This window comes from Amycolatopsis acididurans (genome assembly GCF_012328925.1).
In the GTDB taxonomy this organism is placed as follows: Bacteria; Actinomycetota; Actinomycetes; order Mycobacteriales; family Pseudonocardiaceae; genus Amycolatopsis_E; species Amycolatopsis_E acididurans.
Map to the genome: position 1 here is coordinate 1 of NZ_JAAXLS010000052.1, position 20,992 is coordinate 20,992.

The following is a 20,992-nucleotide window of genomic DNA, read 5'->3' on the forward strand; positions in this document are numbered from 1 at the left end:
TTCGGAGTGTTTCGGTGGTTATGGCGGTGGGGAAACGCCCGGTCCCATTCCGAACCCGGAAGCTAAGCCTGCCAGCGCCGATGGTACTGCACCCGCCAGGGTGTGGGAGAGTAGGACACCGCCGAACATAACTTAAAAGCCCCGGGGCTTCGGTCGAGAATCTTGAATTCTCCCGAAGCCCCGGGGTTTTTCTATTTCGAAATGTCGACGCGGCAGGTGCGTCCAACCGCCCGCTTCCTATTGCCGCTTGTTCGCCAGCAGCGCCTCGACGTCCGAGCGCAACGCTTCGAGCCGGTCCCGCGCCGCCGACCGGGACTCGGCCAGAGCCTCGGACGGCGGCTGCCTCACCTGGAGATACGTCTTCAGCTTCGGCTCGGTGCCGGACGGACGGATCACGACGCGTACACCGTCACCGGTGATCCGCAGCGCGTCCGTCCGCGGCAACAGGTCCTCTGTGGACACATCGCTGTCCGCCAGGCGGGCCGGGGGAGCGGCGCGCAGCGCGGACATCAGCTCCGCGCGCACGCTCAGATCCGTGACACGCAACGACAACTGGTCGGTCACGTGCACGCCGAACCGCACCGACAGCTCGTCCAGCACATCCAGCGGCGACCGGCCGGCCTCCTTCAGCGACGCCACGAAATCACACGCCAGCACGGCCGCGGCGATCCCGTCCTTGTCCCGCACGAAATCCGGATTCACGCACAGGCCCAGTGCTTCCTCGTACACGTAGACCAAACCCTCGCCGGCCCGCATGAGCCACTTGAAGCCCGTCAACGTCTCGGCATACCGCGCACCCCGCGCGGCCGCGACCTCACCGAGCATCGACGACGACACGATCGTCGTCGCGACCAGCGGGTCCGGCTGATCGGTCGTGGTCAGGACGTAGTCGCCGAGCAACACCCCCGTCTCGTCGCCACGCAGCATCCGCCACGAACCGTCCCGCTCTCGTATGCCCAGCGCGCAGCGGTCGGCGTCAGGATCGAGTGCGATCGCGACATCGGCGTCCACCCGAGACGCGAGCGCCAGGAGCAGATCCGTCGCCCCGGGCTCCTCCGGATTCGGAAACGACACGGTTGGGAAGTCCGGGTCCGGCTCGGACTGCTCCGTCACCAGGTGCACGTCGGTGAACCCGGCGCGCGCCAACGCCTTCACGAGCACGCCGGCGCCGACCCCATGCAATGCCGTCGCGGCGACGCGCAGCGAACGAGCCGTGCCCCTGGGCACGGAGCCGACCCGCTCCAGGTATGCGTCGACGATCTCGTCACCCAGCACGGGAACGCCGAGTGTGCGCGAGATCTGCACCGCGCCGGGCGCCTCCGCGATCGCCGCCTCGATCTCGCCGTCGGCGGGCGGCACGATCTGGGCGCCGCTGTCGTCGTAGAGCTTGTAGCCGTTGTCGGCGGGCGGGTTGTGCGAGGCCGTGATCTGGATTCCCGCGCTCGCGTTGAGATGTCCGACCGCGAACGCCAGTACCGGGGTCGGCAGCGGGCGTGGCAGCAGCCGCGCGTCGAACCCGGCGGCGAACAGCACTTCGGCGGCGGCGTGGGCGAAACGCTCGGAACCGTGCCGGGCGTCGCGGCCGACCACCACGATTCGCGAGGTGGCGCCATGCTGGTTGAGCCACGCCGCGACCCCGGCGGTGGTCCTGACCACGACGGCAACGTTCATCCCGTTCGGGCCGGCGCGGACCGGCCCTCGCAGCCCGGCCGTGCCGAACTCCAGTGTGCCGGTCATCCGGTCCGCGAGGTCGGCGACCGCACCCGGCTCGCCCACCATCGCCGCCGCGAGCACCGACTGCAACTCCTCGCGCGTGTCGGAGTCCACGTCGTCGGCGACCCACCGGAAAGCGCGGTCCCGCAAGGCGGGGGTCAACCGATCCTCGTCACTCACTCGCACAGCCTACGGGGTCAGGCGCGCGCGACCAGCTCCCGCAGCAGCGTGCCCATCCGCGTCGCGGAAGCACGCCCGGCCTCGAGAACCTCCTCGTGGCTCAGCGGCTCGCCGGTCATCCCGGCGGCGAGGTTCGTCACGAGCGAAAGCCCGAACACCTCGACCCCGGCGGCACGCGCGGCGATCGCCTCCAGCACCGTCGACATACCGACCAGGTCCGCGCCGAGCGTACGAAGCATCCGGATTTCCGCGGGAGTTTCGAAGTGCGGGCCCGGCAGACCCGCGTACACGCCATCTTCGAGGCCCGGATCGATTTCGCGAGCCAGATCGCGAAGCCGGTGTGAGTACAGGTCGACGAGGTCGACGAAATTGGCGCCGGTGATCGGGGAGGTGGCGGTCATGTTCAGGTGATCGCTGACCAGCACCGGCTGACCGACCTGGAAACCTTCGCGCAGCCCGCCCGCGGCGTTGGTGAGAAGCACCGACTTCACGCCCGCTGCCGCCGCGGTGCGCACGTTGTGGACGACCCGCGCGACGCCCTTGCCCTCGTACAGATGCGTCCGGCCGAGCAGCACGAGCGTGCGCTTGCCGTCGACGTCGACCGACCGCGCCGTGCCGCCGTGCCCGACGGCGGTGGGCTGCTCGAAACCGGGGAGTTCGCCGAGCGGGATCTCCGCGTCGGCCGTGCCGAACACGTCGGCGGCGGGTCGCCAGCCGGAGCCGAGCACGACCGCGATGTCGTGTTTGGCGAATCCGGTGCGCTCGGCGATGGTGGCCGCCGCCGCGCCGGCCAGGTCTTGTTCACTCATGCGGTGAGACTAGCTTCCGGCCTGCGCACGCTCGCGGAACGCACGGCGAGGAACGCGACGATCCCGAACGGCGACAAGAAGATCGTCAGCACCAGGATCGGGCTCATGATGAGCGGCCGGATGCCACGGGCCTGGCCGTCGAAATACATCCACCGCCCGAGGAAGAGATCGAACGCGATCAGGTGTGCCCAGATCGTCGCCGCGCCGTAGGGCTGTGCGAGAAAAGCCTGCAGCTCCGCGAGATCCGGCGTGGACACCACGCGCCACAACTCGCCGAAATGCGCCAGCGCGATCGGGAAGTACACGAGCAGGGGCAGCAGCGGGACCCACGGCGAGGCCAGCACGCGACGCGTCCAGCGCCACGCAGGCAGGAAGATCATCAGCGCCCAGAACGGCGCCGCGATGAGAAAAGTCCAGTTGAACGCGACGGTCATGGCAACCCTCCCCAGATGGATAGTATTTCTATCCGCTACGGGAAGCTAGGCTATCCATGTTGAGAGATTCACAGGAATCCGTCAGCCGGTGACGCTGAAGGTCGGCGCGATCCGCTCGTAGAGCTCGGTCTTCGCCTTGTTCTCCTGCTCGGTCGGTACGGTCACGCTGATCGCCCACAGGCTGTTGTTGACGCGGAAGATCTGGGCGAACGTGGAGCGGCTGATCTGGTTCGCGCCGTTGTTGCCGCCGCGATCGAACGTGCGGTAGACCATCGCGACGCCGTCGCGCCCGTTGGTCAGTTTCGCCGTGCTGACCGGGGTGTACGCCCCTGCGCCCCGGTTGTTCGCCATCGCCTTGGTGTACTGGTCGATCGAGTACGCGGGGAAGTAGCCGGAAATGTGGTCGACGGCGAACATCTGCGACCCGTCCGGCGAGACCCATTGGACCAAAGTGGACGGTGGAAGGTTGTCGCCGGTCCCGGAGCCGGTGAAGCGCGTCCAGTCCGCGGGCACCTCGACGGAGAACGTCGACCCCGGGACGCCCTTGACGTTGGACGCGTCGCCGGTGCGGCGCTCGAACTTCGTCGGCGCCGGTTCGGTGGGCGCGCCCGAGCCGATCTGCTTCGGCGGCGTGATCGGTTCCGCGCCGATCACCCTGGCCGCGACGAAACCGCCGGTGGCCGCGACCACGAACAACAGCACCGCCACGCCGATGAGTACCGCCGTCGCGGTGGTGCTCCGCCGCTTCGGGGCGGCAGTCGCGGGTGTCGCGGCCGGCGGCGGCGACTGCCCGACGTCGAACGGGAGCGGGCCGGGATCGGACGCGAGCTGCTGGCTCGTCTCGCCGGGCTGCTCGGCAGGCACCGGCGGCGTCGCCGGTGCGATCTCCCGTGTGTCGGTCGCGTCCAGGCGCCGACCGCTGGCCTGCTGGAACATCTCCGGCCCGAACAGCACGCGCGGGGCCTTCGTCAGCAGCGGGTACAGCCGCTGCCGGACCTCGTGCAGCGACATCCGGTCGCGCGGCTCCTTCGCCATCAGCCCGCTGATGACCGACGCGAGCGGACCGGAAGTCGGCTGCGGCACCTCGCCCTTGACCACCTTGCCGATGGTCTCCAGCGGATCGCCGTCCGCGTCGTAGGGCGGGTGCCCCTCGGTCGCCGTGAACAGGGTCGCGCCCAGGCCCCACAGGTCCGCGCCCGGCGTGACCGCCTTGCCGGACGCGATCTCCGGCGCGATGTAGGCGGGTGAGCCCAGCGTCATCCCGGTGCGGGTCATCGTCGCTTCGGAGACGTTGCGCGCGATGCCGAAGTCGGTCAGCTTGATCCGGCCGTCCTCCGCGACGAGCACGTTGCCGGGCTTGACGTCACGGTGCGTGATACCCGCGGTGTGCGCGGCCTCCAACGCGGCGGCGACGGCGTCACCCACCGCGGCGGCCTGCTCTACCGTGAGTGGTCCGTGCTCGCGGATCAGTTCGGCGAGGCTGTGCGAGGGCAGCAGTTCCATCACGACGAACGGTTCGCCGTCCTGACGGGCGACGTCGTGCAGCACGATCACGTTCGGGTGAGACAGCACCGCGATGGCCCTGGCCTCGCGTAACGTGCGTTCCCGCAGCTCATCGGCCTGTCCGGCGGTCACACCGGGAGGCAGGCGGATTTCCTTGACGGCTACCGGGCGTTGCAGGAACTCGTCGTAAGCCGACCAGACGGTACCCATCGAACCGGAGCCCAGCACGGAGCGCAGCCGATAGCGTCCGGCTACGACTCGGGATTGCTCGCTGGCGGTCGACACCCCGACATTGTGGCGGATGCCGGTGGAGTGAACCGCGAGCAGGCTCACACCTTCCGGTGTTGCCCGCCGCCTACCATCGTGAGGTATGACTCAGGCTGGGACAACGGCGCCCGAGGAGCTCGTACTCGCTGCCGAGTTCGAAGCACCGCGGCGCGCCGACTGGCAGAAGCTCGTGGCAGGCGTCCTGCAGAAGAGCGGCAAGCTGCCGGAGGACTTCTCCGGCGCGCCGGAGAGCCTGCTGGCGACGAGGACCTACGACGGCATCGAGATCCAGCCGCTCTACACCGCCGACGACGACACGGTGCCCGCCGGCTTCCCCGGGCTCGCGCCGTTCGTGCGCGGCACCCGGCCGGAGGGGGCGGTCGGCACCGGCTGGGACGTGCGCGTGCAGCACGCCCATTCCGACCCGGCGGTCACCAACAAGGCCGTCCTCGCCGATCTGGAGAACGGCGCGTCGTCGCTGTGGCTTCGCGTCGGCGGTGCCGCGCTTCCGCTCGCCTCGCTCGCCGACGCGCTCAACGAGGTCTACCTCGATCTCGCCCCGGTCGTGCTCGACCCGGGCGCCGACTACGAGGCCGCCACGAGCGCGCTGCTCGACGTGCTCGGCGAGAAGAACATCCCGGACAGCGAAGTCACCGGCAATCTCGGCGCCGACCCGGTCACCCTGCGGGCGCGTACCGGCACCGCACACGACATCGCCCCGGCCGCGGCGCTGGCCGCCCGGCTCGCCGCGAAGCACCCGAAGCTGCGTGCGATCGTCGCCGACGGTCTGCCGTATCACGAGGCCGGCGGCTCGGACGCCCAGGAACTGGGTGCCGCGATCGCCGCCGGGGTCGCCTACCTGCGCGCGCTGACCGACGCCGGGCTGAGTGTCGAGGAAGCCGCGGCCCGGCTGGAGTTCCGGTTCGCCGCCACCGCCGACCAATTCCTCACCATCGCGAAGCTGCGTGCCGCGCGGCGGCTGTGGGCCCGCGTGACCGAGGTGTCCGGCGCCGCCCCGCAGGGCATGAAACAGCACGCCGTCACCTCTTCGGCGATGCTCACCCAGCGCGACCCGTGGGTGAACATGCTGCGCACCACCGTCGCCTGCTTCGCCGCCGGTGTCGGTGGCGCCGACGCGGTCACCGTGCTGCCGTTCGACGCGGCGATCGGGATCCCGGACGCGTTCGCGCGCCGCATCGCCCGTAACACGCAGGCGATCCTGCTCGAAGAGACCAAGCTTTCCGGCGTGATCGACCCGGCGGGCGGCTCCTGGTACGTCGAGAACCTCACCGACGCGCTGGCCAACGCCGCGTGGCGGGAGTTCACCGAGATCGAGCGGCAGGGCGGGATCGAGGCCGCGCTCGACTCCGGGTTCATCCGCGACCGTCTCGCCGAGACGTGGGAGAAGCGCTCGAAGCGGCTGGCCACCCGCAAGGACCCGATCACCGGCGTCAGCGAGTTCCCGAACCTGGCGGAGAAGCGCGTCGAACGCGAGCCCGCGCCTTCCATTGTGGACGGAGGCGGGCTGCCTCGGGTGCGCTACGCCCAGCCGTTCGAGGAACTGCGCGACCGCTCCGACGCGCACCTTGCCGCGCACGGCGAACGGCCGACGATCTTCCTCGCCACCCTCGGCCCGCTCGCCTCGCACACCGCGCGCGCGATGTTCGCGTCGAACCTGTTCCAGGCCGGTGGCATCGAACCGGTCAATCCCGGTGAAGTGAGCGATCCCGTCGCGGCGTTCCGGGAGAGCGGGGCGAGCGTCGCCTGCCTCTGCGGCAGCGACTCCGTCTACGCCGAGCAGGCCGACGACGTCGCCGCGGGGCTGCGCGAGGCCGGCGCCAAGGCGGTGCTGCTGGCGGGCAAGCCCGCGGACTCATACCGTGGCATCAGCGGTTTCGCCTTCACCGGCTGCGACGCGCTCGCCGTGCTGACCGACGTACTGGAAACGCTGGGAGTGAAGTGATGGCCATCCCCGACTTCTCCGACGTCGAACTCGGCATTCCCGATCCCGGCAGCCAGGCGGACTGGGCCGAGGCGCTGCACGCGAGCACCGGCAAGGGTGCGGACGCGCTGGCCTGGGAGACACCCGAGGGCATCGACGTCAAACCGGTGTACGCCGCCGAGGATCTGTCCGATGTGGACTTCCTGAACACCTACCCCGGTATCGCCCCGTTCCTGCGCGGGCCGTATCCCACGATGTACGTGAACCAGCCGTGGACGGTCCGCCAGTACGCCGGGTTCTCCACCGCCGAGGAGTCCAACGCCTTCTACCGGCGCAACCTCGCCGCCGGGCAGAAGGGCCTGTCCGTCGCGTTCGACCTCGCCACCCACCGCGGCTACGACTCCGACCACCCGCGCGTGGCCGGTGACGTCGGCATGGCGGGTGTGGCGATCGACTCGATCTACGACATGCGGCAGCTCTTCGACGGCATCCCGCTCGACAAGATGAGCGTGTCGATGACCATGAACGGCGCGGTGCTGCCGGTGATGGCGCTCTACATCGTCGCCGCGGAAGAGCAGGGCGTGGCGCCCGAGAAGCTCGCCGGGACCATCCAGAACGACATCCTCAAGGAGTTCATGGTCCGCAACACCTACATCTATCCGCCGCAGCCGTCGATGCGGATCATCTCCGACATCTTCGCCTACACCTCGCAGAAGATGCCGAGGTTCAACTCGATCTCGATCTCCGGCTATCACATGCAGGAGGCGGGTGCGACCGCCGACCTGGAGCTGGCGTACACCCTCGCGGACGGTGTCGAGTACATCCGCGCCGGTCGCGACGCGGGCCTGGACATCGACAAGTTCGCACCGCGACTGTCGTTCTTCTGGGCGATCGGCATGAACTTCTTCATGGAGGTCGCGAAGATGCGCGCGGCCCGGCTGCTGTGGGCCAAGCTCGTCAAGCAGTTCGAGCCGAAGTCGGCCAAGTCGCTGAGCCTGCGCACGCACTGCCAGACCTCCGGCTGGTCGCTGACCGCGCAGGACGTCTACAACAACGTCGTCCGCACCTGCGTCGAGGCGATGGCCGCGACCCAGGGGCACACCCAGTCCCTGCACACCAACGCCCTGGACGAGGCGCTCGCGCTGCCCACCGACTTCTCCGCGCGCATCGCCCGCAACACCCAGCTGCTGCTGCAGCAGGAGTCGGGTACGACGCGCGTCATCGACCCGTGGGGCGGCAGCGCGTTCGTCGAAAAGCTGACCTACGACCTCGCGCGCAAGGCGTGGGGCCACATCAGTGAGGTCGAGTCCGCGGGCGGCATGGCGCGAGCGATCGACGCCGGCATCCCGAAGCTGCGCATCGAGGAAGCGGCCGCGCGCACCCAGGCGCGCATCGACTCCGGCCGCCAGCCGGTGATCGGCGTGAACAAGTACCAGGTCACCGATGAAGAGCAGATCGACGTGCTCAAGGTCGACAACGCGGGCGTGCGCACGCAGCAGCTGGAGAAGCTGCGGCGGCTGCGCGAGGAGCGCGACAGCACCGCCGTCGAGGACGCGCTGCGCAGGCTCACCGCGGGCGCGGAGGGCGAGGGCAACCTGCTCGAACTCGCGGTCGACGCGGCACGCGCGAAGGCCACCGTCGGGGAGATCTCCGACGCGCTGGAGAAGATCTGGGGGCGGCATGCCGGCCAGATTCGTACGATCTCCGGCGTGTACCGGGACGAGGTCGGGAAATCCCAGAACGTGGACAAGGCACGCGAGCGGGTCGAGAAGTTCGCCGAGGAGGAGGGGCGCCGTCCCCGGATCCTGGTCGCCAAAATGGGGCAGGACGGGCACGACCGCGGCCAGAAGGTGATCGCGACCGCGTTCGCCGACCTCGGCTTCGACGTCGACGTCGGCCCGCTGTTCTCCACGCCCGCCGAGGTCGCGCGCCAGGCGATCGAGGCCGACGTGCACGTCGTCGGGGTTTCCTCGCTGGCCGCGGGGCACCTGTCGCTGGTCCCCGCGCTGCGCGAGGAACTGGAGAAGCTCGACCGGTCCGACATCAAGATCGTGGTCGGCGGCGTCATCCCGCCACAGGACTACGACGAGCTGCGGGCCTCCGGTGCCGCGGCGATCTTCGGGCCCGGCACGGTGATCGCGGACGCGGCGCTGGGGCTGCTCGACCAGCTGGAGCAGGCCTGAGTGGCTCGCGCGATTGACGTCAAGGCCTACGCGAAGGGCGTGCTCGCCGGCGATCGCGGCACGCTGTCACGCGCGATCACGCTGGTCGAGTCCAACCGGGCCGATCACCGCAGGCAGGCGCAGGAACTGCTGGTCGAGCTGCTGCCGCACTCCGGCGGCGCACGGCGGGTCGGTATCACCGGCGTGCCGGGCGTGGGCAAGTCGACGTTCATCGACCAGCTCGGCACCGACCTGACCGAGTCCGGGCACCGGGTCGCGGTGCTGGCCGTCGACCCGTCGTCCACCCGCACCGGCGGCAGCATCCTCGGCGACAAGACCCGGATGGCGCGGCTGTCGGTCGATCCGGCCGCGTTCATCCGCCCGTCGCCGACCTCCGGCACGCTCGGCGGCGTCGCGCGGGCCACCCGCGAGACGATCGTGCTGATGGAGGCGGCCGGGTACGACGTGGTGCTGGTCGAGACCGTCGGCGTCGGGCAGTCCGAGGTGACCGTCGCGAACATGGTCGACTGTTTCCTCTTCCTGACCCTGGCCCGCACCGGCGACCAGCTGCAGGGCATCAAGAAGGGCGTGCTGGAGCTGGCCGACGTCATCGCGGTGAACAAGGCCGACGGCGAGCACGAGCGCGACGCCAAACGGGCCGCGCGCGAGCTGGCCGGGGCGCTGCGGATGATCTACGGGCCGGACGCGTCGTGGACCCCGCCGGTGCTGACCTGCAGCGGGCTCAACGACATCGGCCTGGACACGGTGTGGCAGCAGATCGAGCGGCACCGTGCACAGATGGTGGAATCCGGCGAGCTCGAGGCCAAGCGCAAACAGCAGCAGGTCGACTGGACGTGGTCGATGGTGCGCGATCAGCTGCTGGGCAGGCTGGCCGAGCATCCCGGTGTGCGCGCGGTCGTGCCGGAGGTCGAGCAGGCGGTCCGCGACGGCGAGCTGACCGCCACTTTGGCGGCGCAACGTATTCTGGATGCTTTCGGAGCGTGACTTCGGGTATCTCTCCAGGCACACTGTGCGGTGGTTGTCGAGGGAGGCGAGTCGTGACGAAGGTTCGTGCCGTGCTGGCGGGGCTCATGCTGGGGATGCTGGTGGTGGTCGCCGCCCCCACGGCGGTCGCCGTGGCCGCGCCCGCCGCCGTCGTTTCGGTGCGGACGGGACCGGTCGCCGAGCAGACGACCGCACCGCCGGGGCCGCGCATCGACCCGGCCGACAACGCCAAGGCCAACGCCCAGAAGACGAAGAGCAAAATCGTCGTCGGCGTGATCGCCGCGCTGCTCGCCGTCATCGTCGTCTGGGGTCGCAGCATCCGTAAGAAACGGCGGAAAGCTTCGTAATAACGCCTCCGACCAGGCGAAAGGTAAATTCGCGGACATCCGCGTACTGCGAGGCCGAAGTACCCTCTGCCGTTCAACGCAGATCCACTACCGGCCGTCCCCAGAGCCCCGTTCGAACCGTCCACTTGCGCGCTGCATGGTGCAGGATTGCGTCAAATGGGTTACGCGCATTTTGCAGACGGAGGTTCGGTGTGACCGTGCTCGACTCACGGCGGGAGATTCCCGGCGACCGGGACAGGCGTAGTGCCTCGATCGGGGTGTCGGACGCGCTGATTACCGCGGATGGCGTCAGCATGGCTCCTGTGACCGACCTCGGTGCGGGCAGAGGACCGTTCTGGCTGGACGAGGCTCTGAGCCGCGGCGGGGCCGACGTGGTCGCGTGGCGCCGGCACATCCACATGAACCCGGAGCTGTCCCGGCACGAGTTCGCGACGACCGAGCTGATCTGCTCGGTACTGCGCTCGCTCGGGCTCGAGCCCTCGGTGCTGCCCGGCGGTACCGGCGTGATCTGCGACGTCGGCAGCGGACCGCACTGTGTGGCGCTGCGGGCCGACATCGACGCGCTGCCGCTGACGGAGGCGACCGGCCTGCCGTATTCCTCCACTGTGGAGGGCGCCGCGCACGCCTGCGGTCATGACGCGCACACGGCGATCCTGCTCGGTGCGGCCATGGCGCTGGCCGCCGCGCCCGAGCTGCCGGGCCGGGTCCGGTTGATCTTCCAGCCCGCCGAGGAGGTCATGCCCGGCGGTGCGCTCGACGTCATCACGGCAGGCGGGCTCGAAGGCGTGGACAGGATCTTCGGCCTGCACTGCGACCCCCGGGTGCCGGTCGGCCGGATCGGCACCCGGATCGGGCCGCTGACCTCCGCCGCGGACCTGATCGAACTGCGGCTGACCTCGCCGGGTGGGCACACCTCGCGGCCGCACCTGACCGCCGACCTGGTGCACGCGCTCGGCATGGTGATCACGTCGTTGCCGTCGCTGCTGTCGCGCCGCGTCGACCCGCGGTCCGGCACCGTGCTGGTGTGGGGCGCCGTGCACGCCGGTCAGGCGGCCAACGCGGTGCCGCAGGACGGGGTGCTGCGCGGCACGCTGCGCACCGCCGATCACGAGGTCTGGAAGGAACTGGAGCCGCTCGTCGCGTCGTCGGTGCAGTCCCTGCTCGCGCCCACCGGCGTCGGCGTCGATCTGCAGTACCGGCGTGGCGTCCCCCCGCTGCTCGGCGACGAGGACAGCACGGCGCTGCTGCGCGCCGGGGTCGGCGCCGCGCTCGGCGAGGACGCGCTGACCGGCACCGAGCAGTCGTCCGGTGGCGAGGACTTCGCCTGGTACCTCGAGCACGTCCACGGCTCGTTCGCGCGGCTGGGTGTCTGGTCGGGCGAGGGTGAGATGCGTGACCTGCACCGGCCCACGTTCGAACTCGACGAACGGGCGCTCGCGGTCGGCATCCGCGTGATGGTGCACACGGCGCTGGCCGCACTGGCCGCCTGAGATCTTCCGCACCGGCCCGCGGGTCCTCCGGGACTCGCGGGCCTTGTCGCGCACGAGTTATCCACATGTGCGCGAGTTATCCACAGCTACGTGGCGATGCCCCGGCAGGGCCGTGTCCGCAGATCGTCCACATAGTCCTGCGGGGCTCCCGCCGCCTCCGCGGCGTCGGCGAGCACGCCGAGGTAGCGCGCGGAGGGCAGCCCGCCCTCGTAGGCGTCCAGCACGTACAGCCAGGCCAGGACCGAGCCCTCCATCGTCTGCACACGCAGGCGGATCTTGTTGTGCAGCCCGAGCTCACCGCCTTCCCAGCGGTCGAGCTGCGTCTCGTCGAGCGAGGTCACGTCGTAGAGCACGACGAAGACCCGTGATCCCGGGTCTTCGACGATCGTGGCCAGGGCACCCTCCCAGCCGATGTCCTCGCCGCCGAACGTCAACCGCCAGCCTTCCAGCCAGCCGGTGCCCGCCATCGGCGAGTGCGGGGCACGCTCCATCATCTGAGCGGGCTCCATGTTGGACCCGTAAGCGGCATACAACGGCACGGCCACAGCCTAGCGACCCGCGGCTCCCCCGACCGGATGTACTCCAGGTGTGCCCTCCTAAGGTGGACATGAGCGGCGCGACGAGGAGGAATGACGTGACCAGGATCGTGATCATGGGCGGGGGCCCCGCCGGCTACGAGGCGGCTTTGGTGGCCGCCCAGCACGGCGCGAACGTCACGGTCGTCGAACGGGACGGGCTCGGGGGCGCATGCGTGCTCTACGACTGCGTCCCGTCCAAGACGTTCATCGCGTCCTCCGGTGCGCGCGCGAGCATGCACGGCCTGGCCGAGCTGGGCATCGTCACCGACATGGCCGAGACGAGCATCGACCTGCGCACCGTGCAAGGCCGGGTCAAGGGCCTCGCGCTGGCCCAGTCCGCCGACATCCGCGCGCGGGTGCAGCGCGAAGGTGTGCGGGTGATCACCGGTGAGGCGCGGTTCGCCGACGAGGAGCCGGGCCTGGCCACCCACAAGGTCCGCGTCACGCCGCGTTCGGGTGAGCCGGAGCTGCTCGACGCCGACGTCGTGTTGATCGCCACCGGTGCCACCCCCCGCGTGCTGCCGGGCGCGGTGCCCGACGGCGAGCGCATCCTCGACTGGCGCCAGCTCTACGACCTGCGTGAGCTGCCCGAACATCTCGCGGTCATCGGATCCGGTGTGACCGGCGCCGAGTTCGCCTCCGCGTACACCGAAATGGGCGTCAAGGTCACCGTCGTGTCCAGCCGCGACCGCGTCCTCCCACACGAGGACGCCGACGCGGCCGCCGTGCTGGAGGAGGTCTTTTCCCAGCGCGGCACCGCCGTGGCCAAGCACGCGCGCGCCGACAAGGTGGAACGCACCGAGAAGGGCGTGGCGGTGCACCTCACCGACGGTCGCGTGATCGAGGCCAGTCACGCGCTGATGACCGTCGGCTCGATCCCCAACACCCAGGACATCGGCCTCGAGCGCGTCGGCATCGAGCCGGGGCCCGGCGGTTTCATCACCGTCGACCGCGTGTCCCGCACCAGCGTTCCCGGCGTGTACGCGGCGGGCGACTGCACCGGAGTGCTGATGCTCGCCTCGGTCGCGAGCATGCAGGGCCGCATCGCGATGTGGCACGCGCTGGGCGAGGGCGTCGCGCCGATCAAGCTCAAGACGGTCGCGGCGAACGTGTTCACCCACCCCGAGATCGCGACCGTGGGCATTTCGCAGCAGGCGATCGACTCCGGCGAGGTACCGGCCCGCACGATCATGCTGCCGCTGGCGACCAACGCCCGCGCCAAGATGGAAGGCCTGCGGCGCGGTTTCGTGAAGCTGTTCTGCCGGCCCGCGACGGGCGTGGTCGTCGGTGGCGTGGTCGTCGCGCCGACCGCGAGCGAACTGATCCTGCCGATCGCGCTCGCCGTGCAGAACCAGCTGACGGTCGAACACCTCGCGCTGACGTTCTCGGTGTACCCGTCGCTGTCCGGGTCGATCACCGAGGCGGGCCGCCAGCTGATGCGTCACGACGACCTGGACTGACCGTCCATTGTGGAACTGAGCCCCGAACCGGGCCGTTTTTGTCAGACCCTGGTGCGACACTCGTGAGCGCCATCACAGGCACCACGAGAACAGGAGCTGACATGACTATTCGTGACACCGCATGGCCCGAGGGCACGCCCTGCTGGGCCGACGTCATGGCCGCAGACCCGAAGCGCGCGGCGGAGTTCTACCGCGCGTTGCTCGGCTGGGAGATCGAGGACCAGGGCGAGGACTACGGGCACTACCTGATCGCGTCGGTGGAGGGAAGAGCCGCGGCGGCGATAGGCCCGAAACCACCAGGAACGGACGTTCCGTCGGTGTGGACGACCTACCTCGCGGTCGCGGACGCCGACAAGACCGCCGCCAAGATCACCGAAGCGGGCGGGCAGCTGGCGATGCCGCCCGGCGATGTGGGGGAGGCGGGCCGGATGGCGATCGGCGTCGACCCGACGGGCGCCGCTTTCGGTATCTGGCAGACCAAGCAGAGCCAGGGCGCCGGAATCGCCAACGTGCCGAGCACCATGGTCTGGAACGAATGCATGACCCACGACTTCGAGGGCGCGAAGGCCTTCTACGCCGAGGTTTTCGGTTACCGGCTGGACGACATCTCCGCGGAGGGGTTCAGCTACGTCACCCTGAACGTCGGTGACCAGACGGTAGGCGGTCTCGGTGCCTGGCCCGCCGGGGTGCCGGCGGACGTTCCGGCCCAGTGGATCACCTACTTCGGCGTCTCCGACACCGACGCGGCTGTGGCGAAGGTGGTCGAGCTGGGCGGCACGGTCACGGGCGAGGCCAAGGACTCGCCGTACGGGCGGCTGGCACAGGTGACCGACAACCAGGGGGTGCCGTTCTCGGTGATCTCCGTGCCTGGGTGATCTCCGCGCCTGGTGATTCCGGGATTTCGGTCATCACCGGGTGACCGCCTTCCGCGGGGCACCCACACAACGACAGCCGAACAAGGAAAAGCGGACCCGCGCATTCTCAGGCGCGGGCCCGCCTCCAGCGAACGAGAAATCCGGTGATGTCTATTCGACCCAGCCGAAAGTCTTCGTGACGGCCTTCTTCCAGTTGCGGTACTGGGCCTCGCGGGTGCCCTCGTCCATAGTGGGCGTCCATTCCTTGTCCTGCGCCCAGTTGTTCCGGATGTCGTCCTCGCTCGCCCAGAACCCGACGGCGAGCCCCGCCGCGTAGGCGGCACCGAGCGCGGTGGTCTCGTTGACCACCGGCCGGATCACGGGCACACCGAGGATGTCGGCCTGGAACTGCATCAGGAGTTCGTTGACGACCATGCCGCCGTCGACCTTGAGCGATTTCAGCGGCACCCCGGAGTCGGCGTTCATGGCCTCGATGACCTCCCGCGACTGGAACGCGGTCGCCTCCAGCACCGCCCGCGCCAGATGCCCCTTGTTCACGTACCGGGTGAGCCCGACGATCGCGCCGCGCGCGTCGGAACGCCAGTAAGGAGCGAAAAGGCCCGAAAAAGCCGGAACGAAATACGCGCCACCGTTGTCTTCAACGGTCTTCGCGTGCTGCTCGATTTCGGCGGCCGTGGCGATCATGCCGAGGTTGTCGCGCAGCCACTGCACCAGCGATCCGGTCACCGCGATGGAACCTTCCAGCGCGTAAACCGTGTCGTTCGAGCCGATCTTGTAGCAGACCGTGGTCAGCAACCCGTTCTGCGACATGACCTTCTCGGTGCCCGTGTTGAGCAGCACGAAGTTACCCGTGCCGTAGGTGTTCTTGGCCTCGCCGGGGGACAGGCACGCCTGGCCGAACGTGGCCGCCTGCTGATCGCCGAGGATCCCGGCGATCGGTACGCCGGCGAGCACGCCACGCTCGCGCACCCGCGCGTACTCCTCCGAGGAGGAGCGGATCTCGGGCAGCATCGACATCGGAATTCCCATTTCCGCGGCGATGTCGGCGTTCCAGGACAACGTGTCCAGGTCCATCAGCAGGGTGCGGGAGGCGTTCGTCGGGTCGGTGACGTGCAGGCCGCCGTCCGGGCCGCCGGTCATGTTCCACAGCACCCAGGTGTCCATGTTGCCGAACAGCAGGTCACCCGCTTCGGCGCGCTCCCGCACACCGTCCACATTGTCCAGAATCCACTTGATCTTGGGGCCGGAGAAGTAGGTGGCCAGCGGCAGGCCGGTCGTGGCGCGGTAACGCTCCTGCCCGCTGCCGCCCGCGGCCGTGCTGCCCGAAGTGCCGAGGCGGCCCAGCTCGTGGACGATCTTGTCGGTGCGGGTGTCCTGCCAGACGATCGCGTTGTACACCGGCTTGCCGGTCCTGCGGTCCCACACCAGCGCGGTCTCACGCTGGTTCGTGATGCCGACGGCGGCGATGTCACTCGCGCGGAGATCGGCCTTGGCGAGGGCGCCCGCCGTGACCGCGCGGGTGTTTTCCCAGATCTCCTCGCCGTTGTGCTCGACCCAGCCCGCCTGCGGGAAGATCTGCTCGTGCTCGCGTTGATCGGACGCGACGACCCGGCCGGAATGGTCGAAGATCATCGCGCGGGTCGACGTGGTGCCCTGGTCGATTGCGGCGACATAGGAAGTCATGGTTTCTCCCTTATCAGGTCAGGTTGTGGACGGCCAGGTAGAGCGCCGCGGCCAGTGCGCCACCGGCGAGCGGTCCGACGACGGGAACCCACGAGTACCCCCAGTCGGGATTCGCCTTGCCCTTGATCGGCAACAGGAACGCGTAAGCCAGCCGCGGACCGAGGTCGCGCGCCGGGTTGATCGCGTAACCGGTGGGGCCACCGAGCGAAATACCGATGACCAGCACGACGAAGGAGACACCCGCGTAGCCCAGCGCGGAGTTGCCGAACTCCGGCACCCCAGCGGTGGGTGCCTTGGCGGTCGGGCTCAACAGGATCCAGCCGACGAGCACGAAAGTGCCGATGATCTCGGTGACGAGGTTCCACGCCTTGTTCCGGATCTGCGGTGCGGTGGAGAAGATGCCCAGGGTGTTTTCCGGCTCCGGGTGGTCGTCGAACTGGAGTTTGTACACCGCCCAGCAGAGTACGGCGCCGACGATCGCCCCGGCCAGTTCTCCCGCCATGTACACCGGCACCTTCGACCACGGCGTCTGGCCGGAGATCGCGAGTCCCAGCGTGACCGCCGGGTTCAGGTGTGCCCCCGTGGGCGAGGCGATGCTGGCGCCTGCGAACACGCCGAAGGCCCAGCCGAACGTGATGAACAGGAAACCCGCGTTATGCCCGGCGTTCTTGCGTAACACGACATTCGCGACCACGCCGTTTCCCAGCAAGATGAGCACGGCCGTGCCCATCAACTCCCAGACAAAGATCGCAAGTGAGCTCATGCCACCTCTTCCCCAACGTCTGTCAAGGACCGGCATGAAGCCCCAGGCGTCTTCGCCAGTCCGCGATCCACACGCACGCTACTTCGTGGTACGGACCAATCCAAGAGTTTGCCGCTGCAACCGATCGGGTGTCAGGGAACACCCTCGTCAACCCGACCGAAGCGGGCGTGCCGTGCCATGCTGGGGGCGTCACCTGCACCCGTGAGGAGGGAAGCCGGAGTGAGTGAGGCGGAGCTGGGGCCGGCCACGCGTGAGCAAGCCTGGCGGAGGCTCGGCGAGGAAACGTTCGATCTCGTGGTGATCGGCGGGGGCGTCGTCGGGGCAGGCACCGCGCTGGACGCGGCCACCCGCGGGCTGCGGGTCGCGCTGGTCGAGGCGCGCGATCTCGCGTCCGGCACCTCCAGCCGGTCGAGCAAGCTCTTCCACGGCGGCCTTCGTTATCTGGAGCAGCTCGAGTTCGGCCTGGTTCGCGAGGCCCTGCGCGAGCGGGAGCTGATGCTCACCCGGCTCGCGCCGCATCTGGTCAAACCGGTGAGTTTCCTCTACCCGCTGACGCACCGAGGCTGGGAGCGTCCGTACACGGCCGCCGGGTTGTTCCTCTACGACACGATGGGCGGGGCTCGGTCCGTGCCTGGTCAGAAGCATCTGACCAGGGCGGGCGCGTTGCGCATGGTGCCCGCGCTCAAGCGGAACGCGCTGGTCGGCGGAATCCGCTACTACGACGCCCAGTCCGACGACGCCCGCCACACGATGACGGTCGCCCGCACGGCCGCGCATTACGGCGCGGTGGTCCGCACGTCGACGCAGGTCGTCGGGTTCCTGCGGGAGGCCGACCGGGTCTCCGGGGTGCGCGTGCGCGACGTGGAGGACGGGCGCGAAGCCGAGATCCAGGCGAACGTGGTCGTCAACTGCACGGGGGTGTGGACCGACGAGCTGCAGCACCTGTCCGGCAGCAGGGGACGGTTCCGGGTGCGGGCCAGCAAGGGCGTGCACATCGTCGTGCCGCGGGACCGGATCGTGGCGGAGTCGGGGCTCATCCTGCGGACCGAGAAGTCGGTCCTGTTCGTCATTCCGTGGCGCAATCACTGGATCGTGGGCACCACGGACACGGACTGGAATCTCGATCTGGCGCACCCGGCGGCGACCAAGCACGACATCGACTACATCCTCGAACACGTCAACTCGGTGCTCGCGACGCCGCTCACGCACGACGACATCGAAGGCGTCTACGCCGGGCTGCGGCCCTTGCTCGCGGGGGAGAGCGAGGAGACCTCGAAGCTGTCGCGGGAGCACGCCGTCGCGCGCGTGGCGCCGGGTCTGGTCGCGATCGCGGGCGGGAAGTACACGACCTACCGGGTGATGGCGGCCGACGCGGTGAACGCGGCGGCCGTCGATCTGCCGGGGCGGCCGCAACCGTCGATCACCGACAAGGTGCCGCTGCTGGGCGCCGACGGCTACCACGCGCTGGTCAACCAGGCCGATCACCTGGCCTCGCAGCACGGCTTGCATCCCTACCGGGTGCGGCACCTGCTCGACCGCTACGGCTCGCTGGTGCACGAGGTGCTGGACGAGGCCAAAGGCAGGCCGGAGCTGCTGCGGCCGCTCGACCACGCGCCGGACTACCTGGCGGTGGAGGCCGTGTACGCCGCGAGTCACGAAGGCGCGCTGCACCTGGAGGACGTACTCGCCCGCCGGACGCGGATCTCGATCGAGTATCCGCATCGGGGAGTGGACTGCGCGCGGCAGGTCGCCCGCCTGATGGGCGAGGTGCTGGGCTGGTCGGAGGCGACGATCGCGCACGAGGTCGAGGTCTACAACGCCCGGGTCACCGCCGAACGGGACTCGCAGACACAGCCCAACGACGAGGCCGCGGACGCCCGCCGCGGCAACGCCCCGGAGGCGCGTGCCCGGCTGAGCGAGCCGGTCGGCTGAGCCCGCTGATTGGGCGAGCTGCGGTGCCTTGGAGCACCGTGGGGGTGTGGTGAGGCGCGGGCCTGGCTGAGCGAGCCGGTCGGCTGAGCCCGCTGATTGGGCGAGCTGCGGTGCCTTGGAGCACCGTGGGGGTGTGGTGAGGCGCGGGCCTGGCTGCGCGAGCCGGTCGGCGGCGCGGGCCCGGCTGAGGCGCTGCCGGTTGCGTGAGCAAGCCGGTCGGGCGAGTCGACGTGGCTGCGGACTGCCACGGAGCATGGTGCGTGGTGAGGCGCGGGCCGGGCTGAGTGCGCCGCCCAGCCGAGTGAGCCGGTCGGCTGAAGCGCCGTCGGTCGGTCGGGCGAGCCGACGCGGCGGCTGCCGTGCCGCCATGGGGAGGGTGCGTGGTGTGAGGCGCGAGCGCGGCCGGCCGAGGTCTGACGGCCTGAGGACCGATAGCGGCGCGAGGTAAGCCGGATGGTCGCCGCAGGCCGGAGGCCTCGCCGGCTGCCGTGCTCGGTTTGGACGGCGAGCGGCCGCGGTGCGGGAAGCGGACCCAGGATGCCCGCCAGGCTACGCCGGCGAAAGGGCGAAACCTACCGCGCCGAGGGCGTGGCCGTTTCGCTCTGGAGGGCTTCCGCGGCGTGTTCGTGGATTACCACCGTGTCGCCGGCGAGCAGGGCCTTCACCGTGATGCGATTGCCGATCGGGTGTGACATCGGGGCGATCAGCAGCACCTGTTGCGGCCCGTCCGGGTGCGGCTCGCACGTGCGCGCCAGGTCCTCGTACTCATCGCGGTACGTGACCGGCTTCGCGTCGTCCGACAGGAACAGCGTCTTCACCCCGCGCGGCATCACGATGTCCGCCTCGGCGGCCTTCGCGCCGTTCGACGCCAGCAGCAGCGGGCAGTCCGGGTCCGAGGACAGCACGTGGTCCGGCGCGACCTCGTCGAAAGCGCACCCATCGACATGAACGACTTCGGCGCCGCGCAACTGTGCCGCGATCTGCAGCAGAATTGTTTCCGGCGCGTTTCCGCCCGTGATGGCCACCGTTTGGCCGGGAGAAATGCCCTCCGATTTCAGCGTCGCATGCAGACGACGCAATGTGTCAAAGGTCTCCTGGTAGCTCATCGACTGGCCACGGTAGGCGAATGCGATTTTGTCGCCGCCCTCACAAAGCACGTCGAGGATGCGGGTCAGGAAGAGACTTGACTCGCCCACGTTTCCCCCGTTCGGCACTGAATCGGTTTCCAATCCAGATCATCACAACTTCTTCGAGGGGGAAAGGAATTGTGTCAGCTAGCACAGCGTGACCAGAACAGCACCGCGAACCCGGTCACTATTCCGCCGTGCGCACCCACTCGACCAGCACTCCGCCGGGCTGGAACGGGTCCGGGCCCTCGCCGGCCCGCGTGAAACCGCAACGCTGCGCCACCGTCGCCGACGCGTGGTTGTCCGGATGGTGCCGGTAGCCGACTTCGGTCAGGCCGAGCGCGCCGAACCCGAAACGCAGCACCGTGCTCAGCGCCGTCACGGCCACCCCGCGCCCGCGTGCCGCCGGGTGCACCCACAGCGCCGCCTCGCCGGTGCCCGCCGCCAAGTCCAGGTCCTTCAGACCGACCTCGCCCAGCAGCGCACCCGTCGTCGGCTCGGCGATGGCCCACGAACAACGCTCGTCCTCGGCCCATTCGAGTGCGCGCTGCTCGACGTAGCCCGTCGCCTCGTCGAGACTGCGCACCGAATAGTTCCGGATGTGGCGCGCGTGCTCGGCGTCGGCGAACGCCTCGATCAGCGCCGGCCGGTCGTCCATCCGGTCGTCGGCGCGCAGCTGGCGCAGGTAGTACTCACCCGCGTTGATTTCCACCGGCTCCATG

Annotated in this window: 17 protein-coding genes and 1 rRNA gene; 9 read left to right on the forward strand and 9 right to left on the reverse strand. The window is 69.5% G+C overall.

Annotation, left to right across the window (positions count from 1 at the left end):
* The first annotated feature begins 10 nt into the window (after positions 1 to 10).
* Positions 11 to 127, forward strand: a 5S ribosomal RNA gene (gene rrf, locus HFP15_RS35875).
* 110 nt (positions 128 to 237) lie between these two features.
* Here the strand turns inward: rrf and HFP15_RS35880 are convergent.
* The 4 genes from HFP15_RS35880 to HFP15_RS35895 form a co-directional block, all read right to left on the reverse strand.
* Entirely contained in the window at positions 238 to 1,893 is a 1,656-nt protein-coding gene (locus tag HFP15_RS35880) for a phospho-sugar mutase (RefSeq protein ID WP_312871910.1), read from the reverse strand.
* Positions 1,894 to 1,910: 17 nt separating this feature from the next.
* Entirely contained in the window at positions 1,911 to 2,702 is a 792-nt protein-coding gene (locus HFP15_RS35885) for a purine-nucleoside phosphorylase (protein WP_168521889.1), read from the reverse strand.
* Positions 2,699 to 3,136, reverse strand: a complete 438-nt coding sequence (locus HFP15_RS35890) for an ABA4-like family protein (RefSeq protein ID WP_168521891.1) — start codon at positions 3,134 to 3,136, stop codon at positions 2,699 to 2,701. The genes HFP15_RS35885 and HFP15_RS35890 overlap by 4 nt, the downstream gene beginning before the upstream one ends.
* Positions 3,137 to 3,217: 81 nt before the next feature.
* Positions 3,218 to 4,924 carry a serine/threonine-protein kinase gene (locus tag HFP15_RS35895; protein WP_168521893.1) on the reverse strand — a complete coding sequence of 569 codons (1,707 nt, stop codon included), beginning with the start codon at positions 4,922 to 4,924 and terminating at the stop codon, positions 3,218 to 3,220.
* Positions 4,925 to 5,009: 85 nt separating this feature from the next.
* Here HFP15_RS35895 and mutA point away from each other — a divergent pair, with 85 nt between their 5' ends.
* The 5 genes from mutA (at position 5,010) to HFP15_RS35920 (ending at position 11,852) form a co-directional block, all read left to right on the forward strand.
* Positions 5,010 to 6,869 carry a methylmalonyl-CoA mutase small subunit gene (mutA, locus tag HFP15_RS35900; RefSeq protein ID WP_168521895.1) on the forward strand — a complete coding sequence of 620 codons (1,860 nt, stop codon included), beginning with the start codon at positions 5,010 to 5,012 and terminating at the stop codon, positions 6,867 to 6,869.
* Positions 6,869 to 9,031, forward strand: a complete 2,163-nt coding sequence (gene scpA / locus HFP15_RS35905; RefSeq protein ID WP_168521897.1) for a methylmalonyl-CoA mutase — start codon at positions 6,869 to 6,871, stop codon at positions 9,029 to 9,031. Before mutA ends, scpA begins: the two co-directional genes overlap by 1 nt.
* The gene (meaB, locus tag HFP15_RS35910; protein ID WP_168521898.1) at positions 9,032 to 10,015 is read left to right on the forward strand and encodes a methylmalonyl Co-A mutase-associated GTPase MeaB; all 984 of its coding nucleotides are present in this window, start codon (positions 9,032 to 9,034) and stop codon (positions 10,013 to 10,015) included.
* Between the two features lie 53 nt (positions 10,016 to 10,068).
* Complete coding sequence (locus HFP15_RS35915) at positions 10,069 to 10,362, forward strand: hypothetical protein (protein ID WP_168521900.1); 294 nt, start codon at positions 10,069 to 10,071, stop codon at positions 10,360 to 10,362.
* A 191-nt stretch (positions 10,363 to 10,553) separates the two neighbouring features.
* Positions 10,554 to 11,852, forward strand: a complete 1,299-nt coding sequence (locus HFP15_RS35920) for an amidohydrolase (RefSeq protein ID WP_168521902.1) — start codon at positions 10,554 to 10,556, stop codon at positions 11,850 to 11,852.
* A gap of 86 nt (positions 11,853 to 11,938) precedes the next feature.
* On the opposite strand, the gene HFP15_RS35925 is transcribed toward HFP15_RS35920, so the two are convergent.
* Positions 11,939 to 12,391: a gamma-glutamylcyclotransferase family protein gene (locus HFP15_RS35925; RefSeq protein WP_312871911.1), complete on the reverse strand. Its 453-nt coding sequence runs from the start codon at positions 12,389 to 12,391 to the stop codon at positions 11,939 to 11,941.
* Between the two features lie 95 nt (positions 12,392 to 12,486).
* On the opposite strand from HFP15_RS35925, the gene HFP15_RS35930 reads away from it, so the two are divergent.
* Positions 12,487 to 13,890 carry an NAD(P)H-quinone dehydrogenase gene (locus tag HFP15_RS35930; protein WP_168521904.1) on the forward strand — a complete coding sequence of 468 codons (1,404 nt, stop codon included), beginning with the start codon at positions 12,487 to 12,489 and terminating at the stop codon, positions 13,888 to 13,890.
* 101 nt (positions 13,891 to 13,991) lie between these two features.
* On the forward strand, positions 13,992 to 14,765 hold the full coding sequence (locus tag HFP15_RS35935; RefSeq protein WP_168521906.1) for a VOC family protein: 774 nt from the start codon (positions 13,992 to 13,994) through the stop codon (positions 14,763 to 14,765).
* 150 nt (positions 14,766 to 14,915) lie between these two features.
* Here the strand turns inward: HFP15_RS35935 and glpK are convergent, their stop codons facing one another.
* Complete coding sequence (gene glpK, locus HFP15_RS35940) at positions 14,916 to 16,448, reverse strand: glycerol kinase GlpK (RefSeq protein WP_168521908.1); 1,533 nt, start codon at positions 16,446 to 16,448, stop codon at positions 14,916 to 14,918.
* Positions 16,449 to 16,461: 13 nt separating this feature from the next.
* A complete protein-coding gene (locus HFP15_RS35945; protein ID WP_168521910.1) occupies positions 16,462 to 17,211 on the reverse strand; it encodes an MIP/aquaporin family protein in 750 nt (249 codons plus the stop codon).
* 177 nt (positions 17,212 to 17,388) lie between these two features.
* Here HFP15_RS35945 and HFP15_RS35950 point away from each other — a divergent pair, with 177 nt between their 5' ends.
* Positions 17,389 to 19,143 carry a glycerol-3-phosphate dehydrogenase/oxidase gene (locus tag HFP15_RS35950; protein WP_168521912.1) on the forward strand — a complete coding sequence of 585 codons (1,755 nt, stop codon included), beginning with the start codon at positions 17,389 to 17,391 and terminating at the stop codon, positions 19,141 to 19,143.
* Between the two features lie 572 nt (positions 19,144 to 19,715).
* On the opposite strand, the gene HFP15_RS35955 is transcribed toward HFP15_RS35950, so the two are convergent.
* Both HFP15_RS35955 and HFP15_RS35960 read right to left on the reverse strand, forming a co-directional pair.
* Positions 19,716 to 20,339 (reverse strand): AMP-binding protein, encoded by a 624-nt coding sequence (locus HFP15_RS35955; RefSeq protein WP_168521914.1) that lies wholly within the window; start codon positions 20,337 to 20,339, stop codon positions 19,716 to 19,718.
* Between the two features lie 118 nt (positions 20,340 to 20,457).
* The gene (locus tag HFP15_RS35960) at positions 20,458 to 20,991 is read right to left on the reverse strand and encodes a GNAT family N-acetyltransferase (RefSeq protein ID WP_210718314.1); all 534 of its coding nucleotides are present in this window, start codon (positions 20,989 to 20,991) and stop codon (positions 20,458 to 20,460) included.
* Position 20,992 lies beyond the last annotated feature (1 nt).

What these genes read in the sequence shown, in the direction of transcription:
- HFP15_RS35950 (WP_168521912.1), top strand. Translation starts at nt 17,389, where the DNA reads ATGCTGGGGGCGTCACCTGCACCCGTGAGGAGGGAAGCCGGAGTGAGT.
- scpA (WP_168521897.1), top strand. Translation starts at nt 6,869, where the DNA reads ATGGCCATCCCCGACTTCTCCGACGTCGAACTCGGCATTCCCGATCCC.
- glpK (WP_168521908.1), bottom strand. Translation starts at nt 16,448, where the DNA reads ATGACTTCCTATGTCGCCGCAATCGACCAGGGCACCACGTCGACCCGC.
- HFP15_RS35935 (WP_168521906.1), top strand. Translation starts at nt 13,992, where the DNA reads ATGACTATTCGTGACACCGCATGGCCCGAGGGCACGCCCTGCTGGGCC.
- HFP15_RS35960 (WP_210718314.1), bottom strand. Translation starts at nt 20,991, where the DNA reads ATGGAGCCGGTGGAAATCAACGCGGGTGAGTACTACCTGCGCCAGCTG.
- HFP15_RS35945 (WP_168521910.1), bottom strand. Translation starts at nt 17,211, where the DNA reads ATGAGCTCACTTGCGATCTTTGTCTGGGAGTTGATGGGCACGGCCGTG.
- HFP15_RS35890 (WP_168521891.1), bottom strand. Translation starts at nt 3,136, where the DNA reads ATGACCGTCGCGTTCAACTGGACTTTTCTCATCGCGGCGCCGTTCTGG.
- mutA (WP_168521895.1), top strand. Translation starts at nt 5,010, where the DNA reads ATGACTCAGGCTGGGACAACGGCGCCCGAGGAGCTCGTACTCGCTGCC.
- HFP15_RS35885 (WP_168521889.1), bottom strand. Translation starts at nt 2,702, where the DNA reads ATGAGTGAACAAGACCTGGCCGGCGCGGCGGCGGCCACCATCGCCGAG.